The organism is Pseudomonas sp. 7SR1, from assembly GCF_900156465.1.
Taxonomy (GTDB): domain Bacteria; phylum Pseudomonadota; class Gammaproteobacteria; order Pseudomonadales; family Pseudomonadaceae; genus Aquipseudomonas.
In genome coordinates, this window is sequence record NZ_LT707064.1 from 5,223,304 (window position 1) to 5,241,566 (window position 18,263).

Below are 18,263 nucleotides of genomic sequence, written 5' to 3' on the forward strand. Positions count from 1 at the left end.
AAAGGTTGAGGTATCTGTATGTTGAAAATGATCGCTCCATTGCTACTGGTCAGCGCCGCCGCACAAGCGGCGGATACCGTAAGGATCTACAACTGGAGCAGCTACATCGCCCCGGATACCTTGCAAGCGTTCACGGCCAGCACCGGACATCCCACTCAGTATGACCTGTACGACAGCAACGAAATGCTCGATGCCAAGTTGATGGCGGGGCACTCGGGCTACGACGTGGTGTTTCCGTCCAACCACTTCATGGCACACCAGATTACCGCGGGTGCGCTGAAGGTCCTGGATCGCAGCCGCTTACCCAACTGGAACAATCTCAACCCGACACTGATGAAGGCCCTGGAAGCCAACGACCCCGGCAACCGCCACGGTTTTCCCTACCTATGGGGCAGTACCGGCATCGGTTATAACGTCGACAAAGTCAAAGCCGTACTTGGCGACACGCCCGTGGATTCCTGGGACCTGGTGTTCAAGCCGCAAAACATGAAAAAGCTGGCGCAGTGCGGGGTGGCGTTCCTGGATAACGGGCCGGAAATCCTGCCGATCGCCTTGAATTACCTCGGCCTGCCGCACCACAGCCAGCAGAAAGCCGACTACGCCAAGGCCCAGGCCTTGCTGATGAGCGTGCGGCCTTACATCAGCTACTTCCACAGTTCCAAGTACACCGGCGACCTGGCCAATGGCGATGTCTGCGTGGTGGTGGGCTTTTCCGGTGACGTGATGCAGGCCGCTTCGCGCGCAGAGGAAGCTGGAAACGGCCAGAAGATTGCCTACGTGATTCCCAAGGAAGGCTCGCCCATGTGGTTCGACATGGTCGCCATGCCCGCCGATGCGCCGAACGAAGCAGCCGGATACGCTTTCTTGAATTACCTGCTGGACCCAAAAGTGATGGCCAACATCAGCAACCACGTGCACTACGCTAACGGTAACGCCGCAGCCGAGTCCCTGGTAACCCCGGCCATCAGGGAAAACCCGATGGTCTACCCGCCGCAAAGCGTGATGCAGAAACTCTTTGTACTCCAATCCGTACCGCTGCAGGTCGACCGCATGCGCACCCGCATCTGGAGCACGGTTAAAAACGGCGGTTAGTTCCGGGTCGGCAACCCAGGGACAACACTGCGACAGCGACAGGTCGGATGTTTCGGTCCGGCCTCCATTCGCGTACAGAGCCTAGTCCTGCGGAACATCGAGGGGGATATCGAGGATGAACGTTGCGCCGTGTCCGGCCCCCTCGCTGTGCACGGTCAAGCGGCCGCCCATTTCCTGCGCGGCGAGGGCGCAGCTGTGCAGGCCGAAACCATGGCCGTCCGGGCGCGTCGTGAAGCCATGGGAGAAGATCCGCGGCAGGTGCTCCGGCGCAATCCCATTGCCGTTGTCGGATACCGTGATACGCAAGGTCGGTCCCTCGGTGAGGCCGGCACTGAAGGTGATGCACGGCTTGCGATCGAGCACGCCGCCCAACGCCTGCCTGGCATTGCTGATCAGGTTCACCAGGATCAGCAATACCCGGTGTCGGTCCAGGGACAGCAGGGGCAGGTCGGCAATCTCCTTGACCACCGCCACCTCCTGGCGCGACCGTGACCCGGCACTCATGCGCAAGGCGTCGTCGATCAGCTGCGAGACAGGCACTGTCTCGACGATACTGACGGCAACGGCATAGGACTGCTGGGCAGCGACAATGGTTTTGATATGGTCGATGCCCTTGGTGAGCTGCCCCAGCTCCTCGATGATGCCCTGCTGCTCCACTGTCACCACGTCCGCCAACCTGATCAGGTACTCGGGCAGCAACTTTCCCTTTTGGTCCCGGGTGAGGAAATCGCCCAGGTCATCGATGTGTTCGTTCATCATCTGGGCCACCCTGGCCAATCCCTGGGCCTTGGAGGCGCGCATCTGGCTGCTGACCAGTTCCGCCGAAACGTTCACGCTGTTGAGGACATTGCCGACGTTGTGCAGCACCGTCGTGGCGATCTCGGCCATGCCTGCCTGGCGAGACTTCGCATTCAGTTCGGTCTGCACCTGGCTCATGCGCAGCGCCGCACGGACGCGGGCCTTGAGCTCCAGGGGCGAGAAAGGCTTGGCGATATAGTCGTCGGCACCACTCTCCAGGCCGGAGACGCAGGCCTCGGCGCCGCCGCGGGCAGTCAGCAGGATCACGGGGATATGGGCGAACCCGGCGCTGGCCTTGATCCTGGCCGTCAGGCCAAAGCCGTCGAGCTCCGGCATCATCACGTCCGAGAGCACCACATCGATCGGTCGGCGCTGCAGTATCGCCCAGGCCTGTTCGCCATTGGCCGCAGTGACGATGAGGTAGTCATCGCGCAACAGTTCATGGAGGTAGCCAAGCATTTCCGGGCTGTCATCCACCACCAGCACCCTGGACTGCAAGGCGCCCTCCGGACGTTGCCCATCACCTGCGCCTTGCGCTGAAGCCCGGGCGTCGCCACTGCCATGACGACCGTCGTCGAAAAGCAGGTGGCGCTGCTCGGACGTGACCGGGGTGGTGGGCGACGGCAGCTCCTGCATGGCGCTGGCTTCGCTCGACACGCTGTCAGACTCGGCCCCCCGCGCAAATCGGACAAAGAAGCAAGAACCCCGTCCTGGCTCACTGTCGACGCCCACCTCGCCTCCCATCAGCTCGGCGAGATCCTTGACCAGGGCGAGACCGATGCCTGTGCCGCTGTAATGCCGTGTGGCGGAATTATCGATCTGGGAAAAACGCTGGAACAGCAGTGGCAGCTTGTCCGGCGCAATGCCGATGCCCGAGTCATGCACCGCGAATTCGAATCGGTCGTCATCGAGAGCGCTTACCGCCAGATGCACGGTGCCGCCGGCGGGCGTGAACTTGATGGCATTGCTCACCAGATTGAGCAGGATTTTCTCCAGGTGTCGGGGGTCAAGGAACACCGTGCCGAGGGCAGGATCGATGTGACAGGTCAAGGTGCAGCCCTTGCCCTTGGCCACCATGGCGGCATCCTCGGCCAGCACCCCTACCATCCTGTTCAGGTCGATGGCCTCCGGACAACATTCGAACTTGCCCGCTTCGGCCTTGGAGAAATCGAGGATATCGTTCACTCGATTCATCAGGCGCAGCGCGTTGCGTTGGGCGCGCTCGATCTGCACACGCCAGTCCGCCGGCGGGCTGCTCGCCGCCGAGAGCTCTTCCAAGGGAGCGAGAATCAGGGTCAGGGGGGTGCGCAGTTCGTGGCTGACCGTGGCCACGAAATCGCTCTTCGCCTGGTTGGCCGTCTCGGCCTGGTTGCGCGCCTGAATCAGTTCGACGGCCTGGGCCTCCAGCAACTCGGTCTGCCGATGCAGGGTGTCGGTCCGCTCGGCGACCATTCTCTCCAGCGAGGCCTGGACCTGCTGTCGCTCGGCTTCGGCCTCGGCTTCCAGTACCCGAATGCGCAAGGCGTTCTCCTGGAATACCCGGACGGCGCGGGTCATGATCCCGATTTCATCGCCGCGTTCGGCGCTGGCGATCTCGGCATTCAGGTCACCGGCGGCCAGCCGGCGCATCACCGAGGCCAGGGCCACGATGGGCTGCGCGACGAACCGTGAGGTGCTCCAGGCGATAGCGCCGGCCAGCAGGATGGCGACGGTACCGGCGATGATTGTCGCAAGCATGCCGCGATCCTTGTGGACCTGGGCGTCCGACCGCGCCTGCCCGGCGAAGCGCGCAACCAGCAGGCCGGCGCTCCGTGCCTCGTTGCGAACCTGGTCGCGCGCATCGCTCAAGGCATTGCTCGCCTGGTGGAACCTGGCGAATGCCGCCCGGTAGCCGGCAATCTGGTCGCTGACCGTCAGCGGCGTCGCGTTGCCTTGCAGCCCCACGGAAGACGGGAGCACCCGCGAAAGACGGGAAAGTTCGTCCAGGATGAGGCCGACGGAACTGGCGACCTCGGCCGATGGCGACAGGCGAAACGACAAGGTCTGTGCCTCCAGGGTGGCAACACGCTCGGCGAAACGCTTGGACAACGCGGCTGCATTTTGCAGCAAGCCGGTGGCGGCCTGGATATCGCTGGCGTCGTGGGCAACCTGCTGGTCCGTTTCGCCCAGCATGGCTTCGAGGCGCCCGGTCGCCTCCCCGACGGCAGCGAGATGCCCCAAGGCCTCGCCTCCCCGGAGCCTGGGCGCATCGCCAAGCCGCTCGAGCGCCAGGCCGGCCGCGGCGACCGCCGCCGCCAGTTGCTCCAGTGCCTGTGCCTGCTGCGGCGTTCCCATCAGCTCACGCAATTGCTCGACCACCGGCGGGAGTGCGGCGCAGGCATTGCGCGCCGCCGTGGCGGCCGCCCCATCACCGGTCGCCAGCAGCCTGGCCACATTGGCGGTGATGATCCGTTCGCCGTTGCGCAGGATATCCAGGATGCGGTGCGAGTCTTCGATGTCGCTCATCCGTGCTGCGTGATCGGCGGCACGGGTCCCAAGGGTCTTCAGGCCGTCGGCGATACCCCGCTCGACGAGGATCGTCACCTCTCGCATCCGGCCGTAGTGGGCCGTCATGTTCTCCGTTTCGCCATCCATGGTCAGGGTGGCCGCCCGCAACGCCGCGATCGCCGTGGCGAGCCGCTCCAGACTGCCCTTGAGCGATTGCGCCTCAGCCACCGGAATGGCGCCGAGGGCGGCGATAGCCTTTGCCACCATGCCTTCGGCCTGGGACAGGCTTTCCTGGTCGCGAGTGGCGATGAAGTTTTCCACCCGCCCGGCGGCTCCGTTGACCGACGCCAGAATTTGCGCCGAATGGCTGGTCGAATCCACCGCCCGCACCATGCCTCGAAGGCCGTAGAGGTTCACCAGCGACACCGTCAGCATCAGGAACACCAGTGCGGCGACCGCCAGGCCGATCCTGACGGCGATGGGCCTGTCCGTGGCTGATTTGAATGTGAACATGGCGCCTCGCCTCCTCGCCCGCCCCTACTGCTTCGCGGCCTCCGGCAAAGGCGCTGGCGGCGCCGTCCTGTCGAGGGCCGCGTCGATCATCGCCGCAACGGAGGCCTGGCTATAGGAAGGGTTGGCGGCGCCGCCCACCGGCATGGTGGCGAGCCAGGTGTCCAGGTCCTTCGCATCGATACGGACCAGCGGCACCTCGACGAACTTCGGCACCTGCTTGCCCGCCAGGATCTGCTGGGCCACCCAGAAACCCACCTGGGAAACGCTCGGGGAAGCGGAGACCGAGACCGTCTCGTAGCCATTGGCATCGCGCTCCTGTTTCCACAGGGCGAGTTCGTCCTGGCGGTTGCCCATCACGATGATCGGCAAGGGCCGTCCCGCCGCCTTGAACGCCATGGCCGCTCCATAGCCGTCGCCCCCCTGGGTCGCGACGGCATCGATGTCGGGCAGCGACGGCAGCGCCAGCGCCACCTCCTTGCGTGCGACGGAAGCCGTCCAGTTGCCGTACACGGTCTTGGCGAATGTCAGGCCCGGATAGTCGCTGGCAGCCTTGTGAATGCCGTCGCTGATGTTCTTGTCGGTGGCATCACCGGCAATGCCGCGGATCTCCAGCAGCGTTCCGTTGCCCTTGAGACGCTGGGCGATGTAATCGATTTCCACGCGGCCCATGGCGGACCAGTCGTAGTCCACGGTATAGACGCAGCGTTCGGTGACCAGACTGGCCATGACCACCACCACGATGCCGGCGTTGCAGGCATCGCGGATCACCCCGTTGAGTGCCGTGTCGGACGCGGCCAGGATGACAATAGCGTTGACGCCCTGGACGATCATGTCCTGGATATGGGCCGCCTGCTCCGACGCCGAGTTGTTGGCGCTGACCACTGGCGCTTCCCGGATCAAGCCCTCCTTTTGCGCCTGGACCGCAACTTCCTGCCAGTTGCGCACCATCACCTTGCGGAAATCACTGCCCGCATAGGAGTTGCTGAAGGCAATGCTGTAGCTGGCGGTAGGGCCGCCGGCGATGCCAGCTTCGCCTGCCTGGGCTGGATGGGCGGCAAGCATCGCCAGCCCGGCCAGGCTACCGGCGAAGCGCCCCATGATCTCCTGGAACGGCTTAGTGTTCATGCGGTTCTCCATTACGCTTGGGATTCGTGCCCGAATCATCGAGGTGTTCGCTGATCGGGTCGCCGAGGGCAGTGTTGATACGGATGAAACGATCGAGTCCAGGCAATACCACCAACCGTTCGCTGGGGCGCCTGGAAAGGAAAATCGACGGGGTCAAACGGTCGCCCGATAAGGCGTCATGGGAAGAACCGAACACATACAGACTCCTTTCCCTGGTGGCTGATACCTGAAACCGATGGATTGCTGCAATGGCGATGAGCATAGCCCCAACACGCCCGCTTCGCCCGCAGCCGGGGAGGACTTCAGCCAACGGAGCGATACGCTCGTGACACCTGGGCGACTGAGGGGGCCTACCTTTCGGGCGGCCTGGGGAAAGCATCCGGCGGCCCGGTTGCCAATGGCTATCCAGGCGTTGTCGGCACCGGCATCCCCTCCATCCAGGAGATGCTCTATCATGAGCGAACGTTCATGTCATGCCTATCTGCCGACTCGCCGGGACACTGTATTCATGAGAGACCTGCCGCCGACCGCGACACTGCGCGCCTTTGAAGTCGCCACCCGACACACGACCTTTACCTCTGCCGCCAATGAGCTGCACGTCACGCAAAGCGCGGTCAGTCACCAGCTCAAGCATCTCGAAGCGCTATGGGGGTTGCCGTTGTTTGAGCGCGGCAAGTCATTGAGCCTCACCGCAGCGGGTGCCACGCTGGCGCCCATCGTGCGGGAGTTCTTCATGAGCCTCGAAGCAACCCTGGCCGATCTGCGGGAGCAAAAAGGCAGGGTCCGGCTCGAAGTCAGCACCACGTACTCCTTCGCCCTGAAATGGCTACTGCCCCGCTTGCCGGGACTTTCTCGCCAGCATCCCGAGTTGCTGGTGTCCCTGGACACCACGGACAAGATCATCCATTTCTCCAGTGCCCAGGCGGATGTCGCGATCCGGCTCGGCAAAGGCACTTACCCGGGCCTGTATTCGGAATTCCTGTTCGGCGAGCAGGTGTTTCCGGTGGCGAGCCCCGATCTGCTGCAGCGCTTCGGGACACCGCGCAGCCCTGCCGAGCTGTTGCACTACCCGCTGCTGACCCGTGATGGCGCCGAGCTGGTACCGAAATGGGAAGCCTGGTTCGAAAAGGTCGGGCTGGAATTCCTGCCGCTCAAGGAAAGCGTCCGGTTCGGGGACACCAACATGACGGTCGAGGCCGCTTTGCTCGGCCAGGGCGTCGCCCTGGTGCGCAGCGGACATGTTGAAAACGAAATGAGCGATGGCCGCCTGGTGCGGCTGTTCGATGTGCCGTTCCCCTCGCCACTGGCCTACTACTTCGTTTGCCCGAAAGGCACCGAATCGCAACCCCACATCATCAGCTTTCGCCAATGGCTGCTCGGTGAGGCGCTGAAATTCCAACGGGCCCATGGATGATGCATGAGAATTCATTCATGAAACGATGAGGAGACTTCGCTGTAGTTCCCGCAGACGGGCTGCCTAGAATGGTGCATGCCTATCCATATCACCTTGCTGGTTCTCTTCGCCGCGCTCCTGCATGCCAGCTGGAACGCGCTGCTGCGTGGCGGTGCCGACCGACTATGGTCGATGACGATCATGTGCGTCGCCATCGCTTCGGTCAGCCTGGTCTGCGCAGCGTGCATGGCGCCACCGGCGGCGGCCAGTTGGGGCTATGGGGTGCTGTCGGCACTGCTGCATATCGGCTACAACCTGTTTCTGGTGCGCAGCTATCGGGTTGGTGATCTGGGGCAGGTCTATCCGATCTCTCGAGGATCGTCCCCGGCGTTGATCACCCTGGGCGCCGCTGCCTTTGCCGGCGAAAGCATCGCCCCCGAGGCATTGCTGGGTATCGCCCTGGTATCGGGCGCAATCATTTCCCTGGCCTTGCGGGGGCGCAGCCTGTCGGTGCCCAGCCTTCCCTATGCGCTGGGAACGGGCTGTTTCATCGCGGCCTACAGCGTAACCGACGGCATCGGCACCCGTCTTTCCGGCGCGCCGCTCGCCTACACCGTGTGGATGTGTGCCCTGTGGGGCTTGCTGATGCCTGCGGTGTACATCGGCTTGCGTGGTGCCCGCAGCCTGTTCTCCATCAGGCCCGGCATGGGCGCCGCCCTGGTGGGCGGAGTGGTCTCCTTGCTGGCCTATGCAATAGTCATCTACGCCATGAACGAAGCCCCCATGGGCGCGGTATCGGCATTGCGCGAAACCAGCGTGCTGTTCGCCGCGCTGATCGGCTACGTGTTCCTTGGCGAGACGCTGACTGCCCGGCGGGTGCTGGCGTGCGCAGTGATCGTCAGCGGCATCCTCTTGATCGGCTGACACAACCGGTTTTCCTGACGCTATAGGAGGTACTTACGATGAACAACGTCTCCCAGGCACCGTTGATGCTGATAACCGGCGGCGGTCGTGGAGTGGGCGCCGCCACCGCGCGGCTGGCCGCCGCGCGGGGTTATGACGTCGCGATCAGCTATGTTGCCAACCAGGCTTCGGCACTGGCGGTGGTGGCGGATGTGCAGGCATTAGGGCGCCGGGCTCTGGCCGTGAGGGCCGACAGCGCGGACCCCGGCCAGGTGGCCGACTTGTTCACGGCCATCGACCGCTCGTTCGGCCGCCTCGATGTGCTGGTCAATAACGCCGGGGTCCTGTCCGTTCAGTCGCGCCTGGAGGATCTGGGCTTCGAGCGCATGCAGCGCATCTTCGCGGTCAACTCAATCGGCCCGATGCTCTGCGCCCAGCAGGCAGTGAAGCGCATGGCCTACCGGCACAATGGTGCGGGCGGCGTGGTGATCAATGTCTCCTCGGCATCGGCGCGCCTCGGCAGCCCCAACGAATATGTCGACTACGCGGCATCCAAGGGAGCCCTGGAAACCTTCACCATCGGGTTGGCCAAGGAGGTCGCCCGGGAAGGCATACGCGTCAACGGCATCCGCCCCGGGCACATCTACACCGAAATGCACGCCAGCGGCGGCGAGCCGGGACGTGTCGATCGCGTCAAGGACACGATTCCCATGGGCCGCGGTGGCCAGCCGGAGGAAGTGGCGCGGGCCATCCTGTGGTTGGCCAGCGCGGAGGCATCGTTCGTTACCGGTACGTTCCTGGATGTGACCGGGGGGAAATGAGCGGGTAGGCCGGATCCGTCCGTCCCGCCAGGGCACTACCCACCCCGGAATTCTCCGGCCGATTGACTGAGCGGCGCTGTCGGACGGGTCAGGTGGATTTGAACGGATCAGGCCCCTGGCGGTGGCAGATTAAAAGCTGCCCACTCCCCGGAACATCCATTGTTCGACGCGCCTCGAAGTGACGCCGTCCCTGAACCCATAACCTGATAGCCACCCTGGAGGAGATGGCTATGACGCACCCCCGTTTTTTTGGACAGACCGTACTGACCTGCACGTTCATCCTGGCAATGATTGGTTGGGGAATCGGTTTCTATGGGCCGCCGATCTACATGCAAGCGGTCATGGATCGCACGGGTTGGCCAATCGCCCAGGTCTCGACTGCCGTCACCCTGCACTTGCTCAGCGGTACGATTGTCATCGCCAACCTGCCGAAGCTTTACGCACGATTCACAATCCCCGGCATCACCCTGCTGGGCAGCATCGTCCTGGGCATCGGCGTGAATATCTGGGCTCATGCCAACCAGCCCTGGGTACTGTATGCCGGTGCCGTCTGCTCGGGTATGGGCTGGGTCACGTTGGGTGCCGTTGCCGTCAATACCCTGATCGCTCCCTGGTACGTCAAGGAAAGACCCAGGGCGTTGGGCAAGGCTTACAACGGCGCCAGCATGGGTGGCGTGATCTTTTCGCCGTTGTGGGTGCTGCTGATCGAACGTTTCGGCTTTGCCACGGCAGCGTGGATGATCAGCACCATCGCCGTACTGCTCGTCGGTGTCTTCGCCTTCCTGGTGTTCAACAAGAGCCCACAAAGCCTGGGGCAACATCCCGATAACGCAGACCGGCCGGAACCTGTATCGATCGATGCCAGTGCAACCCCTTGGACCCTCCTGCAGACGTTCAGGTCGGCCAGTTTCCGCAGTCTGGCAGTCGGCATGTCCCTGGGGCTTTTCGCCCAGATCGGCCTGATCGCGCACTTGTATTCGATCCTGGCGGGACGCATGGGAGCCCATGACGCCTCCTTCGCCATGGGTCTGGCCACCGCCAGTGCGATGGGCGGGCGATACGTCGCCGCACGCCTCATGAGCCGAGGCATGAACCGCCGCCAGTTGGCCTGCCTCGGCTATGCCATCCAGATGCTGGGCACGCTGCTGCTTGCAGTCCTGGACCTTTATCCCATGGTGGTCTGGATAGCCGTGGTACTCATCGGCTCGGGCATTGGCAATGCCACCTCCCTGCCCCCCTTGATCGCACAAACCGAATTCAGCCGCGAACAAACAGCCAGGGTGATCGCTCTGATGGTCGCGATCAGCCAGGCCACCTACGCCTTCGCCCCGGCATTTTTCGGCGTGCTGCGCTGCGCCTTCACCGATCCCGGTCACGCGATCCGAGCCGTGGTAACAGCCGCGGTCGTGGTGCAGGTGCTGGCCATTTTTTCGTTCTATCGGGGAGTATCCATTCGCCCTTTCAAGAAAGTCGTTTCCTGATCTGTCGCATTCGAAGATTCAAGTACGACAGGCTCTGGATCGCATTGACTGCTGCAAGGTCATACGGTCATGGCTAACAGAACGGAGTAATCGCCCTTATGACTTCGAACCTTGCAGCGCTTTATAACGCCTACATCGCCTGCCTGAATGCACAGGACTGGGAAAACCTGGGCCACTTCGTGCACCCGGATGTGGTTCACAACGCAAGGCCACTAGGCTTGCACGGCTATCGCAGCATGCTGGAAGCCGACTATCGGAACATTCCCGACTTGCGCTTTGAAATCCAACTGCTGGTGGTCGACCCACCCCGGCTGGCAGCTCGCCTGGCATTCAATTGCACGCCGACCGGAGAGTTCCTGGGCCTTGCGGTCAACGGGACACGGATCTGCTTCGCGGAAAACGTTTTCTACACGTTCGAGGACGGCAGGATCCGTGAGGTCTGGTCGGTCATCGACAAGGTCGCGATCGAAGCCCAGCTTCCATCGGCGTAGCGGATACTCAAGGCCGCAGGTCGGTTGAGCATCGACCTGAGCAACCACCTCGATTTCCCGAGCCCTAGATCATCGGTGAGCTGCTCACCACCCGCAGCGCCAGCCCCTCGAACGCATCCAGCGTGATGGTGAATTCGCCTTCGGGCGTCAGGTCGCCTTCGACCCGTTCATTGATGATGTCGACCACCGGCCCGGGTGCGATATTGGGCAGGTGCAGGGTCTCAGTGATCGGGGTCGAACCGAAGTTCAGCGCGGTGATCTGCGTCCCTTTTCCAGCCGGCAGTTCGTGAACCATGATCAGCAGTCCTGGGTGCTCGACGTCCGGAATCAGTATCTGGCGACTGGCGGCGATGTCATAGGCACGGCGCGCAGCGAGGATCCTGCGCAGCTGCGAGACGAACGAATCCGGATCTTTCAACTGGCCTGGCAAGCTGCCGTACAGGGTCTTCGGACGTGGCATCTGACCGGCCGACAGTGTCGCATCAGGGTTGAGGTCCACAAGGTCGTAGGCACCGCGGTGAATCCAACGCGTGTCGCCGTCGCCCATCAGATGCTCGACCTGTTCGGCGGGCAACGGCAACGCGCCCACCAGGTCCCAGCCAGACAATGCGAATACACCAGGCTGCATCGCGTTATACATCACCAGCAGCAGATGAACCTGGCGAATCTGCTGGATATCTGCCGTCGTAATGGTGTCGAGATCGCGAATTCCCAGCGCCGCCGTGATGATGCTCGCCGTGGTGCAGGACACACCGTTGGTGACGAACTTCAGATTGTAGGGCGCATGCTCTCCAGCGAGGCGTTCGTACATCTGCTCGCGGATGTGCTCACGCAGGATGTTGCCGGGGAAGGTCTGCCCCTGATAGAGGTAAGTATCGTGCGCGTGCAGGGTCCAGAAATGCACCAGTTCCAGGGTCAACTCATCATGATTCTGCAGCGCATGAATCAGCGAGCCCGGATCGATGCCGAAGGTGTGCATCTGGCGCAGCATCAATCGCAGGAACTCCGTGTCGCCTGTCAGCAAGGCATGCTGGTAGGCGGGTCGGGTGATGAAATCGTAGGACAGATCCGCCCCTCCGTGGGACATGGCGGCGATGTCGTCTACGGTCAGGTTCAGTTCCTGGAAACTGAATCCGCCGGCCTTGCGAATCGCTCCAGCGAGCAACTGGTTTGCGGTGATCGATAGCGGATGGCTTTCGGACCAGGCGGACCCCTCGAGCTTGCGCTCCACGCCGAGAAATCCGTTGGCGTCCAGACGCAGGATTTTCGCCCCCGAGACATCGATGGCATGCAGCGCGTCGCCGATGATCATCTGTTGAGCGGCAAAGGTCGGATCCAGCCAGTTCAGTGAAGGTTGCCCTTCCTTGAAGTAATGCAGATAGACCCAACGCCGGGGCTTGCCGTCGACCCCCATCACCACCGGGGTCGCACTCCAATCGGTTTCCTTGACGCCCGGTTCGAAGAAGATCACCCGTTGCAACTGTCCGACGATGTAATGCTTGTCTCGCAGAACGTCCACCTGCTGCGGGGTGAGGTTCTGCGCATCGCGTCCCTGGGCAATGTCGGGCAGCAGCGGCCAGTCCTCCTCACGGATTTCCACCATGTGGTAGAGCCCCGGGTAATCCTCATACGCCATCTCGGCCAGACGAAAATCCGCACCCTTACCGGTATGAGACGGGATGACATCCTCGATGACGACCGCATTGTGCGCGGCGGCCATCCGGGTCAATGCTTGCAACTGCGCCTCGGTGCCCAATTGCGGGTCGATGTCGAAACTGATGCGGTCAAAATTGCCGTCGATCGTAGGTGTGTAGTCAGTGCCCGAAAGGCCACCGGACCTTTTCAAAGGGCCATTGTGAATGCCCTGGATACCGATTTTCGACAGCGCATGCCATAAGGTCTCATCCCCCAGCGCTTCAAGCACAGTGCCATTTTCGCGGGTAACGATGGAAGCCGGATACGCGGTGAACCACACCGAAGCCAATGCCGAGGCGTCGCGAGGCCGGGTATGCGCATAAGGCTGCTGCCACAATCGACCCTGACCCGAGTAGAGCCTGGCGCGCTTCCTCGCTGCATTGAGCATCGATTGCTCGATCAGCCAGTCGACATGGTTTTTCTCAGCTGCCGTCATGGACACCATCACCTCCGTCAAGAAAACCGCAGGCGCCAGCTCTTCAACCGAGGCGCCGCTCGTTTCCATATGAGGCCGCTACGGGACATTCGTTGCATCGAATCAGGAGAAAGCCTGCCAGACGCAATCGGCCAGGTCGGAGCGAAGCTCGATCGGCTTGAAAGTGCGGGCTTCGGACAAAACACCAGGACGATGCCTTGCTGGGGGTGATTGCACTGCAACCTCCCATATCCCTTCGCAGCGGACGCGCAGCGTTCAGCTCGGCAGCTCTCGACGCGGCATCACTCTGCAACCAGCAGCCTCTTCACCTCGGCGACAATCGAGTCTATGTCGAATGGCTTGGGCAGCACCGCATCGAACAGGTCCGATCGCGTCATGCCCAGGTGCGCCTGGGCACCGCTCATCAAGATGATGGGCAGCCCATTGACGGACGGCAAGGCTCGCACGGCCGTGGCGAACTCAAGACCATCCATGACCGGCATCATGAAGTCAGTAATGATCAGGGCTGGACGTTCTCTTTCCAGCACTTCGAGTCCTTTTTGACCATTGCTGGCCGTTACCACCATGAAGCCCTCGTCCTCTAGCGCAAAACTGAGGATGTCAGCGATCAGATACTCGTCGTCGACGACCAGGATGGTGGTCATGTCAATTCAACCCGCTCAAAGACTTATGATATTGAACCAGGCAATGACTCAGCTGAGACTGAAGGTTCATTTCTCAAAGCCTTTTCAAGGAAAACATCTTGATCCCGGATGACCACCTCGAATCGCGACGGGTCATAAGAGCTGTCTCGTACCTTAAGAATGGAGAGCGTCCTTCTTAGTTCAGAGCGATCCTCGAGGAAGCGCATGAGCATCAGGTTGTCGACGATGCTGGACAGGTCCGAGTTCGGTGAGCTGACCTCGGAGCCGAATAGGTCACGCATCTCCCAGGAGGCGAACACCGTAACGCCCCTGGCCCTGAGCTCGTTCATGAGCGCGCTGTAGAAATCCGTAATCCGCGCGGGGTTGGTCGAAGTCCTTGTCATGCCGCTCAGGCTATCGATGAACAGGCGCTTGATACCCTTTTCCTTCACGATGTCCAGCAGTCGTGCGCCGAGTCCGTCCAGCAGGCCTTCGGTGGTGGGCTGCCAGGCAATGCTCAATGCTCCGCTTTTTTCCATGCCTTCGATATCGATACCCAGGGAGAGGCCTTTGAGGCGCAGTCGCTGCGGGCTTTCATAGAATCCAAAATGCAAGCCAGGGGCGTCTGCCGTCGACTGGGCGAGGAATTTGAGACCCAGCGTCGTCTTCCCGATCCCGGAAGGACCAATGACCAGGGACACACTGGAGCTGTACAAGCCTCCGCCCAATATGTCATCCAGAGAGTCGATCCCGCTGGCGATACGCGTCATGTTGGCACTGTCCGGGGCGGAAGGACGACTGTACAGGCTTTCCAGGCGCGGATAGACAACCAGGCCGTCATCGTTGATTTCACATTCGTGAAGACCGGTCAGCGCGCTGCTGCCGCGGGTCTTGCGCAGCTGGATACGCCGTACCGAGCGCGTCCCGAACAGCTCCTCTCCCATTTCGATGACACCATCGACCATCGTGTGCTCGGGGCTGCCGTCGTCAAGCCGTGAACTGGTAAGGAACAATACGGTGCAACCGGCAAAAGCGGCATGCCCCTGCAGCTCCGAGATGAATTTCTTGGTATCGATAGGCGAATCGGCCTTGGAACGCGCATTGAGCAGACCATCGACCACCATCACGGTCGCCTTTTGTCGGCTGATCTCGCGTCTGAGCAGCTTCACGACTTCATCCAGGCCTTCGTTTTCCAACGTATCGAATGCGCTGACAAACTGGATTTCGGCGCCGACCTTGGATGCGTCGAAAAAACTCAGCGTAGAAAGAAACTGGAAAAGTCGATCATGTGATTCGGCCAACAGCGTGGCGACTAAAACCCGGCCGCCACTGCGGGCGTGATGGAATCCAAGCTGGTTCGCCAGGATCGTCTTGCCTGACCCTGGGCGTCCCTGGATTATGTATGAAGCACCCGCGACCAACCCTCCCTGGAGCAGCGCGTCGAGTCCTTCGATTCCGCTTTCAAGGCGTTTTAGCTTTTCCACAATGCGACCCTGATCTGAAAAAACAGGCTGTTCAAGCCCAATGAAGGGGATGCTAACGCCATTTCCGCTTCGGAGCCATTCAGGTCGAGCGTAAAGTTGGATTGGGGATCGCTCGCCTTGAGCCGATACGCCCTCACGGACACCGCCTGGCCGATGCCCGCCGTTTCTTCAATCAGTGCTCAGAACAAGGCATCCAATAACCGGTAATAGCCGATTCCGGCCGCCAGATACAACCGCTGCAACCCGTGAAATGGAATTCGACGCAGCGGCATGACCGGGAACGGGAACGCCTGGGTCGCCCCCGACAGCTTCGCGGCCAGGTGCTTGCCTAACGCCGTGGACAGGGCGATGCCGCGACCGTTGTAACCAAGCAGGACGCACAGCCCCGGCGCCGGCTCATGGACATGCGGAAGAAAACTCTGGGTCAGCGCCACCCGACCACTCCACCGATACTCGACAGGCACCTGCGCCGCTTGCGGAAACAGCGCCGCCAGGGAACGCTCCAGGTGCGCCCAGTCGCGGGGCTGGGATGGCTCCGAAAACGGCCCACGTCCTCCCAGGAGCAAACGCCCCTGGGCATCCAGCTTGAAGTACAGCAGCAAGCGTCGAGAGTCCGAACAGACCTCGCCACCGGGCAGGATGCTCTTGCGGATCGCCGATGGCAGCGGACGGGTCGCAATGATGAAGCTGTTGGCTGCAACGACAGTCTGGCGCAAGCCGGGCCACAGGTCGTCGGTATAGCCATCCGTGGCCAATAGCACCCGTTGCGCACTGACCCTGGCCCCTTGCACGGTGGACAACGTCCAGCCCGACGGCTGTCGCTGCAACCGCGTGACACGGCTGTGGCCGTGGATCATCGCGCCCTGCCCCAATGCGGCCTTTGCCAGGCCACGGGCGTAACTCAGCGGATGCAAGCTGCCGGCCCGCGGATCAACCCAGCCACCCAGATAGTTGTCGGTACCGATGCGTTGGCTGACGGCAGTCCGGTCCAGCAGCTCCACCTGGACTCCACGGCGTTGCCACTGCCCGGCGCGCTGCTCGATGACTTTCATCGCGGCGGACGAACAAGCGGGTTGAATCCAGCCTTTCTGGGTCGCATCACAGTCGATTGCATACCGGCGGACCAACGAAAACACTTCGTCGGCGGCGCAACCGGCTACATCGAGCATCGCTTCGGCACGGGCCGCACCGAATTTGGCGTGCAATTGATCGGGATCGAACTTCAGCCCGGGAATCACCTGGCCGCCGTTGCGTCCCGAAGCCCCCCAGCCGGGCTCCCCGGCATCCAGCACACAGACATCGACCCCCGCCTCGGCCAATCGCAAGGCCGTGACCAAACCGGTGTAGCCGGCCCCCACGATGGCGATATCCACCTGTTTGTCTTCAGCCAGCGCCGGCGTTTGCACCGCCGGCGCAGCAGTCGCGGCCCAGAGCGAGGCCGGCAGTTGCGGTGCGAAAGGGGCATTCATGCCTGCACCTGCGCGCTGTGGTCGAGCAACCGGCGAAGAAAATCCTGGGTGCGTGGGTGGGTCGGGGTGCTCAATACTTCTCGGGCCGGCCCTGACTCGACGATCTTGCCGCCGTGAAGGAAGCAGACCTTGTCGGCCACGTCCCGAGCGAACGCCATTTCGTGTGTCACCACGATCATGGTCATGCCCTCGTTGGCCAGGTTGCGCATCACCGTCAACACCTCGCCCACCAGCTCTGGATCCAGGGCCGAGGTCGGTTCGTCGAAGAGAATCGCCTGGGGGTTCATCGCCAGTGCCCGGGCAATGGCGACACGTTGCTGCTGCCCACCGGACAGTTCGTCCGGGTAGGCATTCATCCGATGGGACAAGCCGACCTTATCCATCAGCGCCTCGGCATTTCTGCGGGCGACCTGAGGTTTTTCCTTCTTCACGTAGATGGGCCCCTCCATGACATTTTCCAGGGCCGTACGGTGCGGGAACAGGTTGAAACGCTGGAAAACCATCGCCACCCGGGTGCGAATGTCGTGGATGCTCCTGGCGTTGCGATCAACCCGTTCTTGGCTGACCAGAACGTCGCCCTGGTCATAACTCTCCAGGCCGTTGATACAACGCAGCAACGTAGACTTTCCCGACCCCGATGGGCCGATCAGGCACACCACTTCACCGCTCTTGACCTGCAAGTCGATGCCTTCGAGGACCGGCACGCTGCCGTAACGCTTGTGAATGCCCTTGATCTCGATCATGACGTTCTCCGGGTGCTGAAGCGTGCTTCCAGACGACGCAGCGCAAAGGACAGCGGCAGGCTCATCGCCAGGTAGAGCAATGCCACCAGGGTGTAGACCGTCATGTTCTCGAAGGTCGAAGAAGCGATCAATTGCCCCGCACGCGTCATCTCGGCCACGGTGATAGTGGAGACCAGCGACGAGTCCTTGAGCATCATGACCAGGGTGTTGCCGTAGGGCGGCAAGGCAATGCGCAATGCCTGGGGCAGCACCACTCGCCGCATCACCATCGCACCGCGCATGCCCAGGGATTCGGCCGCCTCGATCTGCCCTTGCTGGATCGCCTGGATACCGGCCCGGAAGTTCTCGGCCTGATACGCCGAATAAGCGATCCCCAGGCCAATGATGCCGGCCTGCATTGCAGTCAGCTGGATGCCGAATTCCGGCAGGACGAAATAGATATAGAACAGCTGCACAATGATCGGCAGCCCGCGGATGACGTTCACCACGCTGATGGCGAACAAGGCGATCGCCCTTATCCTGGAAACCATCATCAGGGCCAGGACCAACCCGATCAGCGAGCTGAGTACAAACGACCCGGCCGTCACCTGAAGAGTGACCACCGCCCCTTTGAGCAGGATTGGAAGGAAGTCCAAGGCATTCTGGAGAAACATAAGGCTACCCACGAAACAATGAGTGGACCCGCCCGCCGTTGCGGGCGGTCGACAAA

General features: G+C 62.0%; 15 protein-coding genes and 2 pseudogenes. 6 read left to right on the forward strand and 11 right to left on the reverse strand.

Annotation, left to right across the window (positions count from 1 at the left end; genetic code table 11):
• Window positions 1-18 precede the first annotated feature (18 nt).
• Complete coding sequence (locus BW992_RS22920) at window positions 19-1,092, forward strand: polyamine ABC transporter substrate-binding protein (RefSeq protein WP_076407156.1); 1,074 nt, start codon at window positions 19-21, stop codon at window positions 1,090-1,092.
• Between the two features lie 81 nt (window positions 1,093-1,173).
• Here BW992_RS22920 and BW992_RS27630 read toward each other — a convergent pair whose 3' ends face one another.
• The 5 genes and pseudogenes from BW992_RS27630 to BW992_RS22935 all read right to left on the reverse strand — a co-directional run bounded on the left by BW992_RS27630 (window position 1,174) and on the right by BW992_RS22935 (window position 6,277).
• Window positions 1,174-2,028, reverse strand: a complete 855-nt coding sequence (locus tag BW992_RS27630) for a sensor histidine kinase (protein ID WP_372239201.1) — start codon at window positions 2,026-2,028, stop codon at window positions 1,174-1,176.
• Window positions 2,029-2,634, reverse strand: a pseudogene (locus tag BW992_RS27635) (ATP-binding response regulator); the annotation flags it as partial. It lies immediately after the preceding gene.
• Window positions 2,632-4,890 (reverse strand): annotated as a pseudogene (locus tag BW992_RS27640) (ATP-binding protein); the annotation flags it as partial. The pseudogenes BW992_RS27640 and BW992_RS27635, both read right to left, overlap by 3 nt.
• A gap of 24 nt (window positions 4,891-4,914) precedes the next feature.
• Complete coding sequence (locus BW992_RS22930; protein WP_072394650.1) at window positions 4,915-6,015, reverse strand: ABC transporter substrate-binding protein; 1,101 nt, start codon at window positions 6,013-6,015, stop codon at window positions 4,915-4,917.
• Window positions 6,005-6,277: a hypothetical protein gene (locus BW992_RS22935; RefSeq protein WP_143148671.1), complete on the reverse strand. Its 273-nt coding sequence runs from the start codon at window positions 6,275-6,277 to the stop codon at window positions 6,005-6,007. The genes BW992_RS22930 and BW992_RS22935 overlap by 11 nt, the downstream gene beginning before the upstream one ends.
• Window positions 6,278-6,523: 246 nt before the next feature.
• On the opposite strand from BW992_RS22935, the gene gcvA reads away from it, so the two are divergent.
• The 5 genes from gcvA (at window position 6,524) to BW992_RS22960 (ending at window position 11,104) form a co-directional block, all read left to right on the forward strand.
• On the forward strand, window positions 6,524-7,429 hold the full coding sequence (gcvA, locus tag BW992_RS22940; RefSeq protein ID WP_076407378.1) for a transcriptional regulator GcvA: 906 nt from the start codon (window positions 6,524-6,526) through the stop codon (window positions 7,427-7,429).
• Between the two features lie 75 nt (window positions 7,430-7,504).
• Window positions 7,505-8,332 (forward strand): DMT family transporter, encoded by an 828-nt coding sequence (locus BW992_RS22945; protein WP_076407158.1) that lies wholly within the window; start codon window positions 7,505-7,507, stop codon window positions 8,330-8,332.
• Window positions 8,333-8,370: 38 nt separating this feature from the next.
• A complete protein-coding gene (locus tag BW992_RS22950; protein WP_076407159.1) occupies window positions 8,371-9,132 on the forward strand; it encodes an SDR family oxidoreductase in 762 nt (253 codons plus the stop codon).
• A 230-nt stretch (window positions 9,133-9,362) separates the two neighbouring features.
• Window positions 9,363-10,613: an MFS transporter gene (locus tag BW992_RS22955; RefSeq protein WP_076407160.1), complete on the forward strand. Its 1,251-nt coding sequence runs from the start codon at window positions 9,363-9,365 to the stop codon at window positions 10,611-10,613.
• Window positions 10,614-10,711: 98 nt separating this feature from the next.
• Window positions 10,712-11,104, forward strand: a complete 393-nt coding sequence (locus tag BW992_RS22960; protein WP_072394622.1) for an ester cyclase — start codon at window positions 10,712-10,714, stop codon at window positions 11,102-11,104.
• Window positions 11,105-11,168: 64 nt separating this feature from the next.
• Here BW992_RS22960 and treS read toward each other — a convergent pair whose 3' ends face one another.
• The 6 genes from treS to BW992_RS22990 form a co-directional block, all read right to left on the reverse strand.
• A complete protein-coding gene (gene treS / locus BW992_RS22965) occupies window positions 11,169-13,235 on the reverse strand; it encodes a maltose alpha-D-glucosyltransferase (RefSeq protein ID WP_076407379.1) in 2,067 nt (688 codons plus the stop codon).
• A 281-nt stretch (window positions 13,236-13,516) separates the two neighbouring features.
• Window positions 13,517-13,879: a response regulator gene (locus tag BW992_RS22970; protein WP_072394619.1), complete on the reverse strand. Its 363-nt coding sequence runs from the start codon at window positions 13,877-13,879 to the stop codon at window positions 13,517-13,519.
• Window positions 13,880-13,902: 23 nt separating this feature from the next.
• Window positions 13,903-15,342, reverse strand: a complete 1,440-nt coding sequence (locus tag BW992_RS22975) for an ATPase domain-containing protein (RefSeq protein WP_072394616.1) — start codon at window positions 15,340-15,342, stop codon at window positions 13,903-13,905.
• A gap of 179 nt (window positions 15,343-15,521) precedes the next feature.
• On the reverse strand, window positions 15,522-16,811 hold the full coding sequence (locus BW992_RS22980; RefSeq protein ID WP_076407161.1) for an NAD(P)/FAD-dependent oxidoreductase: 1,290 nt from the start codon (window positions 16,809-16,811) through the stop codon (window positions 15,522-15,524).
• Complete coding sequence (locus tag BW992_RS22985; protein ID WP_072394610.1) at window positions 16,808-17,554, reverse strand: amino acid ABC transporter ATP-binding protein; 747 nt, start codon at window positions 17,552-17,554, stop codon at window positions 16,808-16,810. Before BW992_RS22985 ends, BW992_RS22980 begins: the two co-directional genes overlap by 4 nt.
• Complete coding sequence (locus tag BW992_RS22990; RefSeq protein WP_076407162.1) at window positions 17,551-18,207, reverse strand: amino acid ABC transporter permease; 657 nt, start codon at window positions 18,205-18,207, stop codon at window positions 17,551-17,553. Before BW992_RS22990 ends, BW992_RS22985 begins: the two co-directional genes overlap by 4 nt.
• Window positions 18,208-18,263: the final 56 nt, after the last annotated feature.